The organism is Zunongwangia sp. (assembly GCF_048269745.1).
Classification (GTDB): Bacteria; Bacteroidota; Bacteroidia; order Flavobacteriales; family Flavobacteriaceae; genus Zunongwangia.
Genome location: NZ_JBLXIB010000001.1, coordinates 449,646 through 469,520, shown reverse-complemented (window position 1 = coordinate 469,520; position 19,875 = coordinate 449,646). Strand labels below are relative to the sequence as shown.

The window sequence follows — 19,875 nt, the reverse complement described above, 5'->3', positions numbered from 1 at the left end:
ATTTCGATTTATTAAATTGACTTTAAGAAACTTGGATCTCATTTAATATAAACTCCATCCTACACATTCTAAAGCTCACCTCCTAAGTAATATTTCATTTCAGCGTAAGCCAGTAAATACTTTCTTGCTGCCGATATTGCATCGAGCTCGGTTTGTAAAGCTCCCTCCAGATTTTGTATAAAAGCCACATAATCTAACGCTCCTTCATTGTAAGCCAATAGAGCTCCCTTTCGCTGCTCTTTTGCTACTTGTAATGCTCCTTTTTTATAATATTTCCAATTAGACTTCCAACTTCTATAATTCTGTAGCGCTTGTTCATGCTTCATTAAAAATTGTTTTTTAGCAAAATCAGCTTCTCGATTGGCAATTTCAGTTTCGATTTTTGCAGCTTTAACATTTCCGTAGTTTTTCCCATTTAAAAAGGGAATAGAAACTCCTGCTTGATAGCTATAGTAACCACTCTCTCCCTGAACCTCCTGTTTACCATACTGTACATTCAATTTGGGTAAAAATTCAGCTTTTTTAGATTTAAAATTAGCAGTTGCTACTTGTTCACGTTGTTGTACAACATTTAAAAATGGATGATTTTCGTTTACATTTTCTGCTGCTGAAGTTTGAGAAGTCTTTATAAATAAAGTTGAAGTAACCGTTATAATTTGTTTAGTTCCCAACCACAAATTCAATCTACTCAATGCATTTACATAATCTGTTTTAGCTTGCTGTGCTTTAACCTGAATTTGATTGGCTTTATTTTGAGCATTTAATTTTTCTAATCGAGAAATAGCTTCCACTTCATACCGTAATTCCACTGCTTTGTTGAACTTGGTATATATTGAATCTAATTCTTGATAAAGTTCAAATTTTCGTTTTGTAGCATACGCTTCAGTCCAGAGTTTTCGAAGCTGTTTAGCTACTTCTATTTTAGATAAATTCAATTGATTTTTGGCTAATTTCAATTTTTCCTTCTGAAGTTTTAATGAAGAAGCAATTCCGAAAACATCGATATTTTGTTGTATCACACCAATTTTTGTATATATCCCATTACCATCTTTTAACTCTTCTCCCCCAGTAAAAATGGTAGTTTTCCCTAAATCCCAGGCGTTCTTTTTTAAAGCTTGTTGTTTTTCTACAGCTAACTCTTTATTTTTTAAAAGTGGATAATTCTCTACCCCAATCGATACCGCTTGTTGTAAAGTAATTTCTGGTAAAACTTCAGTTTCTTGCGCATTTATGAAATTTGGGATTAGCAATAAAATAATCACGCTGACACCAGCTATTTTTTTAGTGTTTATTCTAAAATTAAAACTACCCTCTTCTACCCATTTATACAAAATAGGTAATACAAAAAGCGTCAATAAAGTTGACGTTATTAACCCTCCAATTACTACTGTAGCTAAAGGACGCTGAACCTCGGCCCCGGCTAAACTTGAAATTGCCATTGGCAGAAAACCAAGCACATCGGTAAGTGCTGTTAATAAAATTGGTCGTATTCTTCGTTTTGTACCCAGCGCAATACGATGTTGTAAATTGGTTTCTCCTTCTTCTTTTAATTCATTCAAACTACTTATTAAAACAAGTCCGTTTAACACCGCTACTCCAAAAAGCACAATAAAACCTACTCCGGCTGAAATACTAAACGGCATGCCGCGCAACCAAAGCGAAATAATTCCTCCAATAGCAGCAAGAGGTATAGCTATATAAATCATAAACGTTTGTCGGAAAGATTTTAATGCAAAATAAATAAGGATAAAAATGAGCAATAGGGCTATAGGAACTACAATTTGTAATCGTTGACTTGCCCTCTCTAAATTCTCGAAAGCACCGCCATATCGTATAAAATAACCTGGTGGCAAATCGAATTCTGCATCTAATTTATCCTGAATATCGTGGACTACAGATTTCACATCACGATCTCGAATATTAATTCCTACATAGGTTCTACGGTTAGTGTTATCTCGACTAATTTGCATGGGTCCCGACTGATAGCTAATTGTTGCGAGTTCGCTTAAAGGTACACTACTCTCATCTGGTAGATTAATGTACAATTGTTCGATATTCGATATATTTTGACGGTTTTCTTCTTCAAGCCGAACTACCAAATCAAATTTGCGTTCTCCTTCAAAAACCACTCCGGCTTTAGATCCTGCAAATGCAGTTTCTATCATTTGGTTTACGCTTTTGATAGTTACACCATAGCGCGCCATCTGCGATCTGTCGTAATCTACGGTAATCTGCGGCAATCCTGCGGTAGCTTCAACCTTCATATCGGCTACGCCTTCGATTCCTGAAATAAGCTTCCCTATTTCTTGGGCTTTTTTAGCAAGAATATTTAAATCTTCACCATATAATTTTACGGCAACATCTTCTCTAATTCCGGTTAGTAATTCATTAAAACGCATTTCTACTGGTTGGGTAAACTCGTAGCTTACTCCGGGAATTTCGCTTATAGTTTGCTTCATTTTTTTAATTAGCTCATCCTTTGTTTCCGCCGAAGTCCATTGCGATTTTGGTTTTAAAATCACAAAACTGTCCCCAATATCCATCGGCATTGGGTCGGTCGGCACTTCAGCAACACCAAATCGGGTTACCACCTGTTCTACTTCCGGGAAATCATTTAACAATAATTTTTCAATTTTAGTGGAAGTTGCTATTCCTTCAGAAAGTGAACTTCCCGGTTTTAAAATGACGTGAAAGGCAATATCTCCTTCGTCCAACTGTGGAATAAATTCACCTCCCATTTTACTAAAAAGATAACCGGCAAAAACTAATAAAATTACTGCGCAGCCTAAAATCCATTTTGAAGCTTGTAATGATTTTTGAAGTAACTGTTCGTATTTTTTCTGAAGCCATACTATAAAGCGATCTCCCCATCCCAGTTTATTAGACTTTTTGTTTTTCAGAAATAAAGCTGAAATCATGGGCACATAGGTTAAACAAAGAATCATAGCACCAAGCATGGCAAAAATAAATGTAAGCGCCATGGGTTTAAACATTTTGCCTTCTACACCTTCTAAAGCCAAAATCGGTAAAAAGACAATCAAAATTATTGCCTGACCAAAAAAAGCAGAATTCATCATCTTTTTAGATGATTTGCTTACTAATTGATCTTTATCGGATTGATTTAGTTTATTTTGAAGGGATTTTCGACTAAATATAAAAACGGTACTTTCTACAATAATTACTGCGCCATCTACAATAATTCCAAAATCGATAGCACCAAGGCTCATTAAATTGGCCCAAACATCAAAAACATTCATTAGAATGAAAGCAAAAAACAAAGAAAGTGGTATTATACTGGCAACAATTAATCCACCTCGAAAATTCCCGAGTAAAAGCACCAAAACAAATATTACAATAAGTCCACCTTCGAGTAAATTACTTTTTACGGTAGATGTTGTATTTGCAATGAGTTCACTACGATCCAAAAATGGTTTTATAGACACTCCTTCCGGCAGTGACTTTTGAATTTGAGCAATTCTTTGTTTTACATGTTCAACCACTTCATTAGAATTTGCTCCTTTTAGCATTAAAACGCTACCTCCAACTGCTTCTCCAGTTCCGTTTTTAGTTAAAGCTCCATAGCGAACCGCATTTCCTAAATGAATCTTAGCGATATCCGCAATGGTAATAGGAAATCGTTCATTTTTAACCACAATATTTTTAATATCCGAAATAGATTTAGTGAGGCCTTCTCCTCGAATAAAATTGGCTTGGTGGTTCTTCTCGATATAAGCACCACCTGTATTTTGATTATTATTGTGTAAAGCTTCAAAAACTTCGGTTATCGAAACATCCATAGAGCGTAAATCATCCGGATTAACAGCAACTTCATATTGCTTAATCTTGCCTCCAATACTATTCACTTCTACCACACCCGGAACCATTGCAAATTGGCGTTTTACAATCCAGTCTTGAATACTACGAAGATCGGTTGCAGTATATTGATCTTTAAATTCAGGATCAACTTCTAGCGTATACTGATAAATTTCTCCCAATCCTGTTGAAATTGGTCCCATAAAAGGTTCTCCAAAACCTTCAGGAATATCTTTTTTCACTTTTGCAAGCTGTTCAGCAACTAATTGGCGTGGTAAATACGTTCCCACTTCGTCATTGAAAACGATAGTCACTACAGATAATCCAAATCTGGAAACCGATCGGATTTCTTTCACCTCAGGAAGATTTCCCATAGAAACCTCTACAGGATACGTAACAAACTGTTCGATATCCTCGGTACCTAAATTAGGTGCCTGTGTAATTATTTGAATTTGATTGTTAGTAATATCGGGTTGTGCATCTACAGGAACCTGTTGCATACTCCAAAATCCGGCTGCAATAAGCACTATTGTGAATAACCCGACGATAAATTTGTTATTGACCGAAAAGTCAATGATCTTATTAATCATCAGAAAATTGATTTAAAATTCAGAAATAGGAAATGAGAAGAATCATTACACTGAAAAAAATCAGTCTAAATTCTTCTAAAATGAATACATATGTAGGCTTCTGAATTAAACCTGAGGGGGTGGTATAAACCGATCTGAAAATTCTAAAGTGTTTTTTTCTAAGTATTTAAAATTTGTAGTAAAATAACAGGAATTAGCTATATCAAAAACTTGTAAATCCTGAACTACTACATGACTATGGCAACAATGGCACTGACAAAAAGGCGAGCATAAATCAGAATCGTTATTTTGGTGAGCATAACTTTGCACGATATGCTCTTCACTTTCTGAAGCATTAGCAACATCGTCACAGGGTATAAAACTGAGCGACAAAAAGAGTATCGATAATATAGTTGCTATAAATCTCACTTTACAAATATAACACAGCGTTTCTGCAATACTATTGCAATTTTTAGAAATTTCATGAAGACTACATATTGAAACTCCCAAAATCAACTTAAAGTTTTTATAAAATCATTGTCCCTGTAAATCCTTATTAAGTTTAAGATTTTTAATTTCCATATCTTTAAAAGAAAAGCTTACTAATGAAATTCTTTATTAATAAACCTGATAATGTAGTAAACGAATCTATCGAAGGTTTACTTACCGATCCTAAATTAACAAAACTAGATACATTTCCTGAAGTTCGAGTAGTTACCCGAAAAGATATTGATAAATCGAAAGTTGCAATTATTTCGGGGGGTGGTTCCGGTCACGAGCCTATGCATGCTGGGTTTGTAGCTAAAGGAATGCTTACAGCTGCCGTTTGCGGAGATATTTTTGCTTCCCCTTCTGTAGATGCAGTCCTTGCGGCAATTTTAGCAGTTAGCGGAGAGAAAGGTTGCTTACTAGTAATAAAAAATTATACCGGAGATCGCTTAAATTTTGGACTCGCTGCGGAACAAGCTAGAGCAATGGGCCACAAAGTAGAAACCGTTATTATAGGAGACGATATTGCATTAGGAACAGATACTCAGCAACGTGGATTGGCCGGAACACTCTTAGTGCATAAAGTGGCTGGCCAATTAGCTGAAGAAGGAAAATCTTTAAATGAAGTGGTTAAAGCTGCTCAAAAAGTAGCCAAAAGTGCCATTTCAATCGGATTATCCTTAACAGAAGGGCAAAAATTCAATAATCCTGAAGAATCAAGGTTAGATAAATCTGAAGCCGAATTAGGTCTAGGAATACACGGAGAACCAGGCGTAGATGTTATTAAAATGAATAACGCCGATGTACTGGTTAGAAAAGCTTTAGATGAATTGAAAGAATATCTATCTGATGATGATGAAAAGTATGTATTGCTTTTTAATAACCTAGGCAGCGTAACACCTCTTGAAATGAATTTGTTGGTGCACAGTTTCGATAAAACCGATCTTGCTTCTAAAATAAAATATTTAGTGGGTCCTACCGCAATGACAACCTCGCTAAATATGAATGGGTTTTCTATCACCCTACTAAAGTTAGACGAAGAAATTGAAAACGCATTATTAGAAAATACGGAAACTCCAGAATGGCGTATCAGAGAATATGCAAAACCAAGCAGTATTAAAAGTCCTGAATTGCCTAAAACAATACAATTTGAAGCTTCTAAAAACGAACATAATGAAAAAATAGTTCAAGAAATTTCAGAATACTTGATTAGTATAGAAAAAGAAATGAACAACCTAGATGAAAAAGTAGGTGATGGAGATGCAGGATCAACTTTTGCAGGAGCCGGTAAAAAATTCAAAAGTATTAACGATAAATTACCTTATGCTTCTTTACCTGAATTATTTACTACTATTGGACGAGTATTAGCTAGAGAAACCGGTGGTTCTAGCGGTGTTTTATTATCGATGCTTTTTACCAAAGCCGGAAGTAGTTTAGAAAAAGAAGAAAATGTTGGTAAAGCACTATTAAGCGGTCTAGAAAAAATGAAATCTTATGGTGGTGCTGAAAAAGGCGACCGTACCATGATTGATGCTATGCAACCTGCTTTTGAAGTATTAAGTGAAAAAAAATCTATAAAACAGGCAGCTGAGGCGGCCCGAAAAGGAGCTGATGAAACGGCAAATATCACCAATACAAAATCAGGTAGAAGTTCTTATTTATCAGAATCTAGTTTAGAAGGAGTTCCAGATCCTGGTGCTGAAATGGTGGCTAGAGTCTTTGAAAAATTAGTTGATTTATTATAACCTTATTAATACAAATCCATTAGCTTAAATTTTTTTAGGCTAATGGATATAATATATAATGCCATAAAATAAAAAAGCCTCTTTCCGAATATCCGGAAAAAAGCTTCTCACTGGTTTACTTAAAACTGAGAATCTCAGTTTAAAAGATTACCTACTGTTCCGAATTCTCGGAACAAACAACACAACTAAATTATTATCTCAAAAACACATTCAAATTGATTTTTGAGTGATTGCGATATCAAATCGCTATATTTCATTATTATGATCAATCTTCTTTTCAAAAAAGATCGGCCTGCAAATTTACAATCAAATTTACTTTTACACAAAAAAATAAATCAAATTTTATATAAGACTGATTAATTCTGAATTAAAATTGATTAGCTAGTAAACAAAATTTATATTCTTTATTAAATTTTCTCTACCTGTACAGCTCTAGCACCTTTTGGTGATTTCTTCTTAAAAAATGATACTTTATCAGTCTCTTTGATAGAATCTACAAGATCTTTTTTGTGAACAAAAATATTATTTCCTGTACTATTCTCTTTAATGAATCCGTAGCCTTTTTCAGTAAAAAATGATAAAACTACGCCTTCTTTTCTTTCCTCCTCTTCTTCATCTCTAGCTGCTCCTAATTGAACATCTTCAAGATTAACACTTTTTCTTTCTTCGCCTGGAGGGGTATCCGTTAAATTTCCGTTATGATCTACGTAAACCATCATATCTTCAAGAGTTTTACCTTTATCGTTACTAGTTTTACGCTCTTCTCTACGTTGTTCTTTTAATTTTCTTTTACGAATTTTCTTTTTGTTGGTTTCCTTTTTATTAAATGAGTCACCCATACACGTTATTTATAGTTTAAAATTTATTTATATTGAATCTTTAATCAGAAAAAATTAAGACATTTTGGTAAGATTGGATAATTACCTATTCAGTTTTTAAAGTGCTGAAAACTTTATTTTTAATTACTGGTTGGTAGCTGAAAAGGCAAAGCTGAGTGAAGTTATCTATATCAGAAATAGCAGAACCAGGAACCGAATTCAATTATTTGATAAAAATACAATTTATAATTTAGCTTGGTAGTCTATTTATCAAATTTATTTTCTAAAGTAAAGTTTAAGAGCAATTTACTATTCATTCATTATAAAGCATTACAAATAAAACAGTGTTTTTAATGTAGTATGAATTCAAAAAAAGCAATTCAACGAAAGATTTTTAAATTTTATAGCTTTTTTAATATAAAATTGTACATTTACACCTCAACTCAAATGTTGAGTATTTATATGATAATTTTAATAAGCACTATTGCTATTATTTGTTTAATTTTTAGTTTGTTGCTTTTGGTTTCTGGAGGGTTTCCCTTTTTGTACAACAAATACTAACACCAAGTATTAATAACCTATAAAAGCTTCTTAAGATATTCTCTTAAGAAGTTTCTTTTTTTATAGCAATTCCTAAAACAGATAGTTAACGCCCTAAAAATTTCAGCATCTTTATATGATCTGAAAGAGCTGCTACAAATGTAGATTTTTCGTTATACGGAATTCCATAATCCAAAGCCGTCTGTTTTACAATAGGACTTATAGCTTTATAATGTACATGGCAAATATTAGGAAATAAATGGTGCTCTACCTGATAATTTAAACCTCCTATTAACCACGAAAAAATTGAACTTTTCGGAGAAAAATTTGAGGTTGTTAATAGTTGATGAACTGTCCAATTACTATTGATTTCACCATCTATATTAGCTTGCGGATAATCTATCCCCGGCATAATATGTGCTACCTGAAACACACAACTAATTACTAAACCAGTAACCATGTGCATACTTATAAAAGCTAAAATTGTAATCCAAGGTGCAAATGGTAAAATAATAATTGGCAAAACAATTACATAAGCATAGTACACTAACTTCCAAAGTGTTAAATATAAAAGATCTTTTTGAAATTCTATTCTAGTATCTATTAACCCCATTTTTTGATATCGGGTTAATCGAATAAAATCTTTAGCTGTTATCCAAGAAATTGTAGATATGCTGTAAAAAAACCAAACATATAAAAATTGAAACTTATGAATTTTATATTTTTTAGTATGTGGAGAAAACCGAAGGAAGAAAGGCATATTTATATCATCATCAGCATCGTGAATATTAGTATACGTATGATGCAATACATTATGCTGCAACTTCCAAACTGTTGCATTTGCACCGATAATATTCATCGAGTAGCCTAAAAACCGATTCAGAGTTTGACTTTTAGAGTATGATCCATGAATTGCATCGTGCATTATCCCCATACCTATACCTGCCATTCCAAATCCACTAATAATATACAGCAGAAACAAGCTCCATATAGAACTAATATCAGCTATTGATAAGCAAATAATAGGCACAATAAATAACAATAACATTACTATGGTTTTAATAACCATACTGTTATTGGCATGTGTAGAAATATTGTTTTGTTTAAAATATTCGCGCACTCTTTTTTGAAGAAGTTTAACGAATTTACGATCTAAAGACCTGGAAAATTTTGGTGGATACAAATGTCATGTTTTAGAATTAAGGAAGTATAACCGATAGTTTATTAGAAGTTTACCTAATATTCCCGGTAAGTTATAGTCGTATCTTGCACTAACTAAAAAGTTAGTAAAATATTACTCTAAGCTATCGATATAAAATTCTTAAAACACTGACTAAGTTAATATATGCATAATTAATTATTGGCACATATTAAAAAAAGAAAAGCTGTCTCAACAACTTCATTCTTGTAAGTATATACTACTATGTTCAAGAACAAATTACTGTTAATTGAGACAGCTTTTTTAATTATTCGATTACTTCTACGTTAGTAGCGTTTAATCCTTTTTTTCCTTGCTCAGTTTCAAATTGAACTTTGTCACCTTCAAAGATTTCATCTCTTAGTCCACTGTGGTGTACAAAGATATCTTCTGATGAATCTTCCATAGTAATAAATCCAAATCCTTTGTCTTTATTAAAAAATTTTACTGTTCCTGTTTTCATGTTATTAACTATTAAATCTATTTATAATTCGTTTTTATATAAGTTATTCTCTTTAGTTTCAATTAACTATTTAAAATATAGTTATTGAATCGTTTTCTATTTCTAAATTATTTGAAAATACTGTGGAAGTTATTCCTGATGCGAACATCCGGAAATTTATCTATAACAAGTCTTTTTTAACTGTAGAACTAGGCGTTATCGTGTTGAAACTGGTGAGAATAATCGTAATTGTATAATTTTTATTAATATTTAAAATTTATTATGGTACTATATGTAAGTTGAAAAACAGAGGATTGATAAAGGATTCGAAACTTATTCTTTTTGAAGAAAATATAATTCAGAAAACTGCCAAGCATAAATTTGCTAACGAACTTCGTAACATAACTACGGCAAAGATACAGCAATTTATATTGCAACAATACATAATTGCAAAAAATTATTACTTTTCTTTTTATATCTCAAAAGGTTAGACCTTTCACCTCAGTTATAGCAATACCTAACAGATAAATATTTTTTTAAAAATATTTAAAAAATATTAATATTTATTTGATATAAAGGCAAATATGCATGAGTTTTAAATTTAAAAACTTTTTTAAATGCATAATTTTGACTTCTGCAATTAGCCTTATAAACAATCCCAACTAAACTTCTTGATAAAAAATGCATTCTGGTTAATTACCTTTTACTAAGTTTAGAGGGTGATAAACCAAATATTATGAGATACAATTCTTAATTATTTTTATAAATTGATTAGTTTGGTTGATAATTTTTAACCCATTCTAATAACAACTGCTTTTGTTCTTCCGTAATCCGGGCATCGTTATGCAACCAGATATAAGAATTTAAAGGCATTTTCTCATTTTCAATTTCCTCCCCTATTTCTTTTACTTTATGCGTTTTCCTTTCGGAAGATAATTTTGCCCATTCTGAAAAATTCAAATGCTTTTTCCCATCATTAACATGATTGGCTAAAAAGTAATTTACCGGTGTAATTTCACTGTACCAAGGATACTTTGTTGTATTAGAATGGCAATCGTAGCAAGACCTTACCAATATTCTAGAAATATCTCTTGGCAATTTTTCAGCTTTTAAAATATCGCTATTCAATATTTCTTCGGAAGTATTTTTTGTCGGCTTAAAAAACTGAAGCACCACTAAAACCAATAAAACACAGATTAATATGTTTTTTAATATTTTATTTTTACTCAACATTTTTTAAGCTTAGATTACAATCAACGATCATTGAAAAAATTCTACTATAATTAAATACTAAGGAATTATAAAATTGATTCCCAATGAAACCAATCCAGAGTTAAAGCCTGAATTTCGCTCGTAATAGAGGTATCTAAGATCGATACTTTTTAAATGTAAACTCCAAATATTGAATTTGGTAAATATATCAGTGTAATTCACACCAAAACCAAATTGATTTGCATTAAAATCTGATAGATCGTAATCTGAAGTATAAAAATCTGAAGTTGATTGATGTACCTCGTAGCCTGCAAAATAATCAGCAGCCGTTTGGGTATAATATCGATACGAAGGATAGAGTGTAAACTTACTTCCCAATTTTATAGGCACTTCTAAACTTGCAGTATGCGATTGTATTCCCCAATCATCATTATAAAAGCGATAATATCCGCGCAACACAAAAGTTTCGTTTAAATAATAATTTAAACGTCCACCAACGGCAACTTTAAGCCGCGTATCGGGTAATTGTTCTATCGCATCAGCTAACTGAAAGTTCTCGATAAATGAATTATCTACATCAGCAAAGTAAACCCTCTGAAAAGGTGTTGATAAAAGTCCATTTTGGCTTACTACATCGACAGCAATAGACCCTTGCATTCGTTCACTAAGAATTTGTGAAAAATTTAAACCTAATGAATATGAATTCCGACCTTTATCGGTAAACTCACTAAATCGCGGATTATAATCTGGATTTCCTGTAATTGTATTTCGTTGAAATAAGCCATCATTTAAACCCGATCCATTTTCTCCAAAAGGCCTCAACTCAATAGGGTAAATTGGCTTCCAGGTATCCAGATAGATCTTGGTGTGTAGGGTAAGTTCCGTATTCTTTTCATTGAATAACTTTGTGAAACTTCCACCAAAACCTACTGAAAAATAATCATATTCACTAGCCACAGAAGCATTTGCTGTCCAGATCGTATTACGATCGTCTGAACTATGACTGTAAACTCCATTAATATTAGCCCAAGTATCGCCACGTGATGCTCCAGAAGAAGCCGTAAAAGGATCGGCCTGGCCAGAACCATCAAAAGGATCTATATTACTGGAAGATGCTGATGTATAAGCTGAAACACCTGAATCTATAGTTAAAACATCATCTTCATTTAACGGAATAGATACGACAATAGTTGGCGTAAAATCGGTAAGTTCTTCGGTTCCTGTACCACCAGAAACCGCTGCATTATTCCCATCCTGAGAATAATAACTGCTTAGAAAATCGATTTCCGTATTTTCTAAAACTCTTTTTTTGTAGCCTTCAGTACCCTCAGTACTTTGTTCGTTTTGCGCCAATAAAAAATTTGAACTCAAAATCGATAAAATTGCTACAAGACTATAGGTATGGTTTAGTTGCATCCGCATCCTCCTCCTGTTTTTCCTCCATTCGCACCAGAAGCTGCTTCTCTGTATGAATGAAAATTAGTTTGAAAACGATCTACCTTTTTTGTCCCCAAAACCATATCAGGATCGTTGATATACACTTTTTGGTATTCTTTTATTACGGAACAGGAGACAGTACAACTAAGTAGAACTCCAAGAATTATTATTTTTTTTATCATTTAGCCGCTATTTCTATATGATTTGAAGTATATATATTTCCTTCAACATCAATAATTATACATTCTATTTTTGGCAGTTGGTTTATCCGGTTTAGTCCTACCTCTTTTCCCATTACAAATACTGATGTAGCCAAAGCATCAGCCAATTCGGCCTTCGGAGCAAATACCGTTACACTAATTATTCCGGTTGCCGGATAACCCGTTCTTGGATCGATTATATGGGCATAACGTGTTCCGTTAAACTGTACAAATTTTTCGTAATCACCGGAAGTCACTACCGCTTCATTTTTAATTGGAAGCAAAGCAAATGCCTTGTTTTTATCCATAGGATTAGTAATAGCCACCTTCCAATCTTCACCGGTAACCTGTTTTCCCCATGTATTCATATCACCAGAAGCATTAATAATTCCCGCCACTACTCCTTTACTTTTCAAAAGTGCCTTCGCTTTATCAGCAGCATAACCTTTTCCTATAGCGCCAAATCCAATCTTCATTCCCGGTAATTTTAGAAATACCGAATTATCTTTCTCATTAAGAATAATATTGTGGTAACCAACTTTAGCTACAGAATTTTTAATTTCTTCTTCTGAAGGCATTTTCGACATACTCCCATCAAACTTCCAAATTTTATCCATCGAAGCATAACTAATATCGAAAGCACCATCGGTAAGATTAGAAATTCCTATTGCTCTTTTTATAAGCCAAAATAATTCCGGACTAACCTCAACAGGCTTTATTCCCGCATTTGCGTTAATTAATGATGTTTCTGAATTAGGATCCCAAGATGAAATTAGCTTCTCTATTCTGCGAATTTCAGCAACTGCCATATCAATATACTCATTAGCTTCAGAAGCATTTGCAGCAACCACCGTAATATCGAAACGACTCCCCATTAGTTTTAAGGTTCGCTTAATTGTTTCTTGCGCATTTACATGAACTGAAAATAATACCACTAAAACCAGTAGACTTACTTTCTTCATTATTTCACAAACTTATCGAGTGTTGCTATATAATCTTTAACTGTAGTTTTTCGGTAGCCCGTTTCTCCCAAAACCTTTCCCGATTTGTCTAAAACTACAACAAATGGAAAATATCCCTTTGTATTATATTTTTCAGCTAGCTTATTATTTTTTTCTTGTTGAGCTGTGGGTAATTCATTCTTCTTCCTTCTCGGAAAATCTGCTTTCAGCATTACATAATGCTCTTTTGCATATGCTTTAAATTCATCTGTACTCCAAATTTCTCGGTCTAATTTAATACAAGGCGCACACCAATCTGAACCTTGAAAAACCAAAATAATGGGTCTATTTTTTTGAGTTGCTTCTTGTTTAGCTTCAGTAAAATCGGTTTTCCAATTTTGCGACACCATAATTTGGAAGGAAAGCAAACACAATAGTATAAATATATTTCTTTTCATTTTTATTATCAATTTAAGATAAATTAGTTTCTTTTTTTATTGAATTCAACTTTTTAATTTGAATTTGCATTAATTTTTTCTTTAAATATTTTAGATTTTCGGCTTTTCCTTGCTCTAACACAGCCTTTCCATATCGCGTAAAAAAATGCTGTTTACTTAAAAAATCTATATTTAGCTGAAGCCAACTTTCTTCACAATATTGCTTTTGAAGTTTTTCTTCCCACTCTTTTCGCAATAGGCAATTTCTGTTTATAAATTTAGAAGTCCCTAAATGAAATATGTCTGCATCACATAGTATTTTTTGCTCGATTGTTTCGGGTTGTTGTGGTAAATGTGTTGCTGCTATACAATCCATCACAATAGCTATCTTTTCTTGGGGGCAAGCTTTTTTAGATAAAAACTGATTAGCTAAGCACATACTATCTGCTTCATGCTCTTGATAAGATTTTAAAAAGCCCGTATCATGAAACCAACCAGCTATAAGTACAGGCTCCAAAAATCCTGAAGACAACCCCATGTTGGAACCTATAATTTCTATACTTGATACAACCTCCCGGGTATGCTCCAAATTATGAAAAGACAATTCCTTGCAATATTGCAAAGAGAGTAAGTCTTCACAATACAATTTTACTTCATCCAACAACATATATCTCAAATTCAATTTAAAGTAATTCTCCCCTATAGCCTTATTATTTTAGTATGCTAAAAGTAAATAGGCTATCTAAAGATCGTCTGAGTGATTTCTTAAGATTTGCTTAAAAATGAATAATGAAGGTGGTTCCTTTATTTTTTACGCTCCTAACTTCAATTTTCGCATCTATCGCATCAGCAGCTTTCTGAACTATAGAAAGTCCTAAACCGGAACCTTTAATATGTTTATGAGCTAAACCTTCTGAACGAAAAAACGGATTGAAAATTTTATTTAAATCTTCTTCTTTAATCCCAATACCATTGTCGGATATTTTAAAAACAGGGCTATTTTTTTCTTTATACAAATCGATTACCAAATTAGAATCTTGATAGGCATATTTCACAGCATTTCCAATTACATTACTTAAAATTGCATACGTATAATAGTAATGAACCTGAAGTCCGGCTACCGTAGTTGCATTAAATACAACTTGTATATTTTTATCATTAATTTTTTTAGAATATTCTGCAATAACCGTTTCAGTTAACGAAGTAAGATCTACCTTTTCAATACGCTCCTGACTCTTCGTTTTGTCGTAACGGGCTAAAAATAGTAATTGCTCTATAATTAAGCTCATCCGATCAATTTCTCCAAGGCTATAGCGTATTCTATCTTCATAATCTTCTACGCTTCTTTCTTTTCGAATTAAAACTTCTAAAGTACCTCTAAGTGCAGCTATAGGTGTACGGAGTTCGTGTGAGGCATCACTGGTAAATTGTCGTTCTCGTTCTATAGCAAATTCAATCCTTTCTAAAAGACCATTAATAGACTGAGAAAGCTCATAGAGTTCATCTCTGTTTTCGGGAAGCTGCACACGCTCATTAAGATGCTCTTTACTGATAAGGTTTGTAGTCTGTGTTATCTCTTTAATCGGTTTTATACTTCGCCCTGCCAGCAATCTTGAAATAAAAAATAAAGCTATTAAAATAAGTGGAAAACATAGCAAAAGTACCCAAGCAAGCCTGGTAATTACATCTTGAGGAGCTTCAAAAGACATAGCGGTAATAATGTAACCGTATTTTTTTCCGTCCTTTTTAAAGGGAACTTGTACTTGGCGCACAAGTTGATCTTTTAAATAGGTATTATAATGTTCATAATCTTCTTTTTCTTTTGAAAAAGGCAAAACATCATCTTTTAAATTGGGAGCTTTATCGGTAACTACTGTACCGGTACTATCCATAATCTGAACAAAAACAGGGTTTACCTGAGCTTCACGATGCTCTCGCTCCTCCCATTCTTCCTTATCCCAAAAAACGGGTTTTCCGTTTTCCAAGGAGGTTTCCCGAAGATGCATACTAACTTCATAATTTAGATCATCATCCAGATTTTGATACACGGTTTGTTTGACGAGAATAAAAACAAACAAAAAAGCAAAAGCTACAATAAGCGCAGTAGCCATCATATAATAAAAGGCAATACGATCTTTAAAGGTTAACTTCATATTTCTTTTGCGATATAACCAACTCCTCTTACGGTTTGAATGTAGTTTTCTTTCTGCCCTAACTCTAATTTCTTACGTAAGGCATTAATATAAACATCGATTACCCCGGTATTATAGCTAAAATTAATATCCCAAACTTTTTCTATAATTTTAGTACGTGTACACACTCGTTCTTTATTACGGATTAAGTATTCTAGTAAAGTAAACTCCTTGAGAGTAAGACTCACTTCTTCTCCATTTTTAAAAGCTTGGTGAGTAGCTGTATTAAGTATTATAGAGCCTAAAGAAAAAATAGTATGATCTCCCGATTTTGGGCGTAGTTGTACCTTTATTCTTTCTAACAATTCTTCAAAATGAAACGGTTTTTTTATATAATCGTTTGCCCCACTTTGTAAACCAAAAATAGTTTCGTCTAGAGTGTCTTTGGCGGTTAAAAAAATCACAGGTGTGTCTTTATCTTCTTTTCGAAACTGTCTACATATTTCTATACCACTTACACCGGGCAGCATCCAATCTAATAGCAACAGATCATACTTTCCAATTAATGCTTTTTGCAATCCTGATCTTCCTTCACTTGCTACATCTACTTGATAGCCTTCTTCTTCGAGACCTTGTTTTAAAAATCCTACAATTCCATCTTCGTCTTCGACTATCAGAATATTCATTAGCATTTATTTTTTGTACTCATATTTCTGCTTAAAGAAAGTACCCATTGATAATAAATTACAAATTCTCTTTGAAAATTATTCTTTAAAGAGAGTAAACAAAAATAATAGTAAGCTTTCTTGATCTATCTAAATTAAACTATAAAAAACAGATATCAAATATGAAAGTAGCGATATATTTAAATTTAGGAAACATATACTTTAATAAACTTACATAGCTTAGCAATTATCTATATAAAGTTTTGATTTTTTTATAAATGAGCTAAACAAAGTTAGCTTTATTCTTTATTTTTGAAATGAGTCAAACGGCTACTATATCGATCTCAACGAAAATAATTCAGTTTATTTTATTCAGAATAAATATTAAATAGAGCCTTCAATTTAATTTAATATTAATTTTGAATTAAAAACTTATATTCAAAATTTTAAAAACATACATATATCTTGAACAATGCATTTTTTTTATATAAACTTGATTTAAAAAATATTTTTATAGGTGTTTTTTTTACTCTATTTCTAGTATCCTGTAATACATCTGAATCTAGAGAAGAAGTTTATAAAATTGGCTTTGCTCAGGCAATGACTACTGATAATTGGCGTAGGGATATGAATAAATCTATGCAGGTAGAAGCCTCTATGCATCCTGAGCTAAGTTTAAAAATTAAAGATGCTAATAATGATGTACAACGGCAAATAAAACAGATTGAAGGATTTATTAATGACGGAGTTGATGTTTTAATAGTTTCCCCTATTCAATCCGTTCCCATAACTCCTGCTATAGAAAAAGCGATGAATACCGGAATACCTGTAATTGTAATTGACCGGAAAATCCAGAATAGTAATTATACGGCCTATCTTGGAGCAGATAATTTTGATATAGGGAATCAAGCTGCAAAATATATAATTACTAGTAAATCTTCAGAAATAGTCCATATTGTAGAAATTACTGGGGATCCAGGATCTTCTCCTGCTCAAGAACGCACCCATGGTTTTAATAATGGTATAAACAGTAAATCAAATTTTACTGTAACACAGCAGATAAATGGAAATTGGGAAAAAAAATCTGTTATTACAAAACTGACTAATTTATTGGACACTATTGCTCCACCAGATTTTATTTTTGCTCATAACGACAGAATGGCTTTAGGTGCTTGGGAGGTAGCGAAAAAGAAAAAAATTAATAGCCAAATAAAGATAATTGGAGTTGATGGATTATTTGGGCCTAATGGAGGCATACAGCTTGTAAAAGAAGGAATTTTATCTGCTACCATTTTATATCCAACTGGCGGAGCTGAAGCTATGAAATTATCAAAACGAATACTGGACGGTGAAAGTGTAAGTAAAAATAACATTCTTAAATCGGTAGTTATTGACTCTGTGAATGTAGATATTATGCAGAATCAATTTGATAAAATTAACCAGCAACAAAATGATATCGCCTTACAACAAGGAGTTATAAACCAGCAAATTGACACTTATAATTCACAAAATAATTTAATAAAAATTATGCTGTGTTTGCTTTGTATACTTCTAATTTTAGTAATTGGAACAATTTATTTAGTATATCGACTTAAAAAAAGTAAACACCATTTGGAAAGAAATAATCAGCAGATTATTTCACAACGTAACCAAATAGAAAATTTTGCTAAGAAATTAGAAAAATATAATGAAGAGAAAATTAATTTCTTCACTTCTCTTTCACACGAGTTTAAAACCCCACTAACATTAATTACAAGCTCTATAGAAAGTATAGCTACAAAAACAGGAACAGGCTTACAAGGCTACGAATATGAAAGAAAACTAATTTTAAACAATTCCAAGCGCTTATTGAGACTTATTAATGAACTACTTGACTTTAGAAAGCTAGATGCTAACTCTTTCTCTCCAAAACCTGTTAAAACGAATCTAAAGCAATTCCTTGAAGTTATTTATGAAGATTTCAATAATGAAGCATTACGAAAACCAATTAATTTTGAATTTACAACTAATGTAAAAAAACCGATAGTATATATTGATAGGCTAATGATGGATAAAGTGTTTTTCAATATTTTATCTAATGCATTTAAATTTACACCTCAAAATGGCAATATTCGAATTACAATTACTGAAACTGATGAGACGTATGAGGTTTCTGTAAAGGATTCCGGAATAGGGATTCCTAAGGAAGAATACGAGAAAATATTTAATCCATTTACCCAAGCTAAAAACAATACCAAAAATAGCTCTGGCTTAGGATTATACATTACGCGAAAATTTGTTGAACTACATAAGGGACAAATAAGTGTTAATTCTCATAAGGGCACAGAGTTTAAAATAACTTTACTAAAAGGGAAGAAACACTTAGAAGAATTTGAACTTTCAGAATTTTCAGAAATAACAGATTGCGATCATCAAGTTTTAGAATTTACTTCAGATTTTGAGATTATTGATTCTCCTATCCCTGTAGATGAACAAGCCGAACACATTCTCATTATCGAAGATAACACAGACCTTTCACAATTATTAATTCGAAAATTAGGCCAAGATTATTTTGTTCATCTTTCAGATGGAACTCAAGCACTTCAAAAAGCCTTTCAAATTATACCAGATATTATTATTTGCGATATAAATTTACCAGAAAGAAGTGGTTTTGAATTATGTAAAAATCTAAAAACAGACTTAAGAACATCACATATACCTATTTTAATCCTTACTGCTTTGAGCGATCAAGCTTCTAGAATAAAAGCATTACAAGCAGGTGCAGATATTTATCTCACCAAACCTTTTATCTTTGACGTTTTAGAAAAGTCTATAAGCTCTCTGTTATATAACCGTGAAAAATTACGCTACTACTATACTCATAAGCTAGGTGAAGTTAAAGATGAAAAATTTGATAGTTCAGAACAACATTTTCTAAAAGACCTCAACACCTATATTGAGGCTAACCTCAACAACCCTTCTTTTTCGGTTGAAGATCTTGCAAAACAACTTCATATTTCAAGAGTGCAACTTTATCGAAAAGTGAAAGCTCTTTTAGGTATTAGTGTTAGTGAATACATTAATACACAACGCCTAGAAAAAGCAAAATATCTTTTACAAACTTCTACACTTAATATCTCTGAAATTGCCTATCAATTAGGATATTCTTCACCTGGATATTTCTCCACCACCTTCAAAAATAAATATGGGGTTTCACCAAGAATATTTAAAAAATAAATTAAGCTTCAAAATAAGTAA

Annotated in this window: 15 protein-coding genes; 2 read left to right on the top strand and 13 right to left on the bottom strand. The window is 32.4% G+C overall.

Going from position 1 to position 19,875, the window contains the following annotated elements:
- Nucleotides 1–68: 68 nt before the first annotated feature.
- On the bottom strand, nt 69–4,403 hold the full coding sequence (locus ACN0WI_RS02045) for a CusA/CzcA family heavy metal efflux RND transporter (RefSeq protein WP_417884944.1): 4,335 nt from the start codon (nt 4,401–4,403) through the stop codon (nt 69–71).
- Between the two features lie 105 nt (nt 4,404–4,508).
- Nucleotides 4,509–4,892 (bottom strand): DUF6660 family protein, encoded by a 384-nt coding sequence (locus ACN0WI_RS02040; RefSeq protein WP_417884943.1) that lies wholly within the window; start codon nt 4,890–4,892, stop codon nt 4,509–4,511.
- Between the two features lie 95 nt (nt 4,893–4,987).
- Between ACN0WI_RS02040 and ACN0WI_RS02035 the strand changes: the two genes are divergently transcribed.
- On the top strand, nt 4,988–6,616 hold the full coding sequence (locus ACN0WI_RS02035; protein ID WP_417884941.1) for a dihydroxyacetone kinase subunit DhaK: 1,629 nt from the start codon (nt 4,988–4,990) through the stop codon (nt 6,614–6,616).
- Nucleotides 6,617–7,023: 407 nt separating this feature from the next.
- On the opposite strand, the gene ACN0WI_RS02030 is transcribed toward ACN0WI_RS02035, so the two are convergent.
- From ACN0WI_RS02030 to ACN0WI_RS01980, 11 genes are all read right to left on the bottom strand, one after another.
- Nucleotides 7,024–7,455 carry a cold-shock protein gene (locus tag ACN0WI_RS02030; protein WP_417884940.1) on the bottom strand — a complete coding sequence of 144 codons (432 nt, stop codon included), beginning with the start codon at nt 7,453–7,455 and terminating at the stop codon, nt 7,024–7,026.
- A 625-nt stretch (nt 7,456–8,080) separates the two neighbouring features.
- Nucleotides 8,081–9,094, bottom strand: a complete 1,014-nt coding sequence (locus ACN0WI_RS02025; protein WP_417884939.1) for a fatty acid desaturase family protein — start codon at nt 9,092–9,094, stop codon at nt 8,081–8,083.
- Between the two features lie 346 nt (nt 9,095–9,440).
- Nucleotides 9,441–9,635 carry a cold-shock protein gene (locus ACN0WI_RS02020; protein ID WP_417884938.1) on the bottom strand — a complete coding sequence of 65 codons (195 nt, stop codon included), beginning with the start codon at nt 9,633–9,635 and terminating at the stop codon, nt 9,441–9,443.
- Nucleotides 9,636–10,385: 750 nt separating this feature from the next.
- Nucleotides 10,386–10,847 (bottom strand): heme-binding domain-containing protein, encoded by a 462-nt coding sequence (locus ACN0WI_RS02015; RefSeq protein WP_417884937.1) that lies wholly within the window; start codon nt 10,845–10,847, stop codon nt 10,386–10,388.
- A gap of 57 nt (nt 10,848–10,904) precedes the next feature.
- Nucleotides 10,905–12,242: a DUF3570 domain-containing protein gene (locus ACN0WI_RS02010; RefSeq protein WP_417885095.1), complete on the bottom strand. Its 1,338-nt coding sequence runs from the start codon at nt 12,240–12,242 to the stop codon at nt 10,905–10,907.
- Nucleotides 12,233–12,445, bottom strand: a complete 213-nt coding sequence (locus ACN0WI_RS02005) for a DUF4266 domain-containing protein (protein WP_417884936.1) — start codon at nt 12,443–12,445, stop codon at nt 12,233–12,235. Before ACN0WI_RS02005 ends, ACN0WI_RS02010 begins: the two co-directional genes overlap by 10 nt.
- Nucleotides 12,442–13,425 carry an FAD:protein FMN transferase gene (locus ACN0WI_RS02000; RefSeq protein ID WP_417884935.1) on the bottom strand — a complete coding sequence of 328 codons (984 nt, stop codon included), beginning with the start codon at nt 13,423–13,425 and terminating at the stop codon, nt 12,442–12,444. The genes ACN0WI_RS02005 and ACN0WI_RS02000 overlap by 4 nt, the downstream gene beginning before the upstream one ends.
- Nucleotides 13,425–13,862, bottom strand: coding sequence for a thioredoxin family protein (locus tag ACN0WI_RS01995; RefSeq protein ID WP_417884934.1), 438 nt, complete (start codon nt 13,860–13,862; stop codon nt 13,425–13,427). Before ACN0WI_RS01995 ends, ACN0WI_RS02000 begins: the two co-directional genes overlap by 1 nt.
- A gap of 13 nt (nt 13,863–13,875) precedes the next feature.
- A complete protein-coding gene (locus ACN0WI_RS01990; RefSeq protein WP_417884933.1) occupies nt 13,876–14,523 on the bottom strand; it encodes an HD domain-containing protein in 648 nt (215 codons plus the stop codon).
- Nucleotides 14,524–14,617: 94 nt separating this feature from the next.
- Nucleotides 14,618–15,994 (bottom strand): ATP-binding protein, encoded by a 1,377-nt coding sequence (locus tag ACN0WI_RS01985; protein WP_417884932.1) that lies wholly within the window; start codon nt 15,992–15,994, stop codon nt 14,618–14,620.
- On the bottom strand, nt 15,991–16,659 hold the full coding sequence (locus ACN0WI_RS01980; RefSeq protein ID WP_417884931.1) for a response regulator transcription factor: 669 nt from the start codon (nt 16,657–16,659) through the stop codon (nt 15,991–15,993). Before ACN0WI_RS01980 ends, ACN0WI_RS01985 begins: the two co-directional genes overlap by 4 nt.
- 444 nt (nt 16,660–17,103) lie before the next feature.
- Here ACN0WI_RS01980 and ACN0WI_RS01975 point away from each other — a divergent pair, with 444 nt between their 5' ends.
- Entirely contained in the window at nt 17,104–19,854 is a 2,751-nt protein-coding gene (locus ACN0WI_RS01975; protein WP_417884930.1) for a substrate-binding domain-containing protein, read from the top strand.
- Nucleotides 19,855–19,875 lie beyond the last annotated feature (21 nt).

What these genes read in the sequence shown, in the direction of transcription:
- ACN0WI_RS02000 (WP_417884935.1), bottom strand. Translation starts at nt 13,425, where the DNA reads ATGAAGAAAGTAAGTCTACTGGTTTTAGTGGTATTATTTTCAGTTCAT.
- ACN0WI_RS02020 (WP_417884938.1), bottom strand. Translation starts at nt 9,635, where the DNA reads ATGAAAACAGGAACAGTAAAATTTTTTAATAAAGACAAAGGATTTGGA.
- ACN0WI_RS02005 (WP_417884936.1), bottom strand. Translation starts at nt 12,445, where the DNA reads ATGATAAAAAAAATAATAATTCTTGGAGTTCTACTTAGTTGTACTGTC.
- ACN0WI_RS02035 (WP_417884941.1), top strand. Translation starts at nt 4,988, where the DNA reads ATGAAATTCTTTATTAATAAACCTGATAATGTAGTAAACGAATCTATC.
- ACN0WI_RS01985 (WP_417884932.1), bottom strand. Translation starts at nt 15,994, where the DNA reads ATGAAGTTAACCTTTAAAGATCGTATTGCCTTTTATTATATGATGGCT.
- ACN0WI_RS02045 (WP_417884944.1), bottom strand. Translation starts at nt 4,403, where the DNA reads ATGATTAATAAGATCATTGACTTTTCGGTCAATAACAAATTTATCGTC.
- ACN0WI_RS01980 (WP_417884931.1), bottom strand. Translation starts at nt 16,659, where the DNA reads ATGAATATTCTGATAGTCGAAGACGAAGATGGAATTGTAGGATTTTTA.
- ACN0WI_RS02030 (WP_417884940.1), bottom strand. Translation starts at nt 7,455, where the DNA reads ATGGGTGACTCATTTAATAAAAAGGAAACCAACAAAAAGAAAATTCGT.
- ACN0WI_RS01995 (WP_417884934.1), bottom strand. Translation starts at nt 13,862, where the DNA reads ATGAAAAGAAATATATTTATACTATTGTGTTTGCTTTCCTTCCAAATT.
- ACN0WI_RS02010 (WP_417885095.1), bottom strand. Translation starts at nt 12,242, where the DNA reads ATGCAACTAAACCATACCTATAGTCTTGTAGCAATTTTATCGATTTTG.
- ACN0WI_RS02015 (WP_417884937.1), bottom strand. Translation starts at nt 10,847, where the DNA reads ATGTTGAGTAAAAATAAAATATTAAAAAACATATTAATCTGTGTTTTA.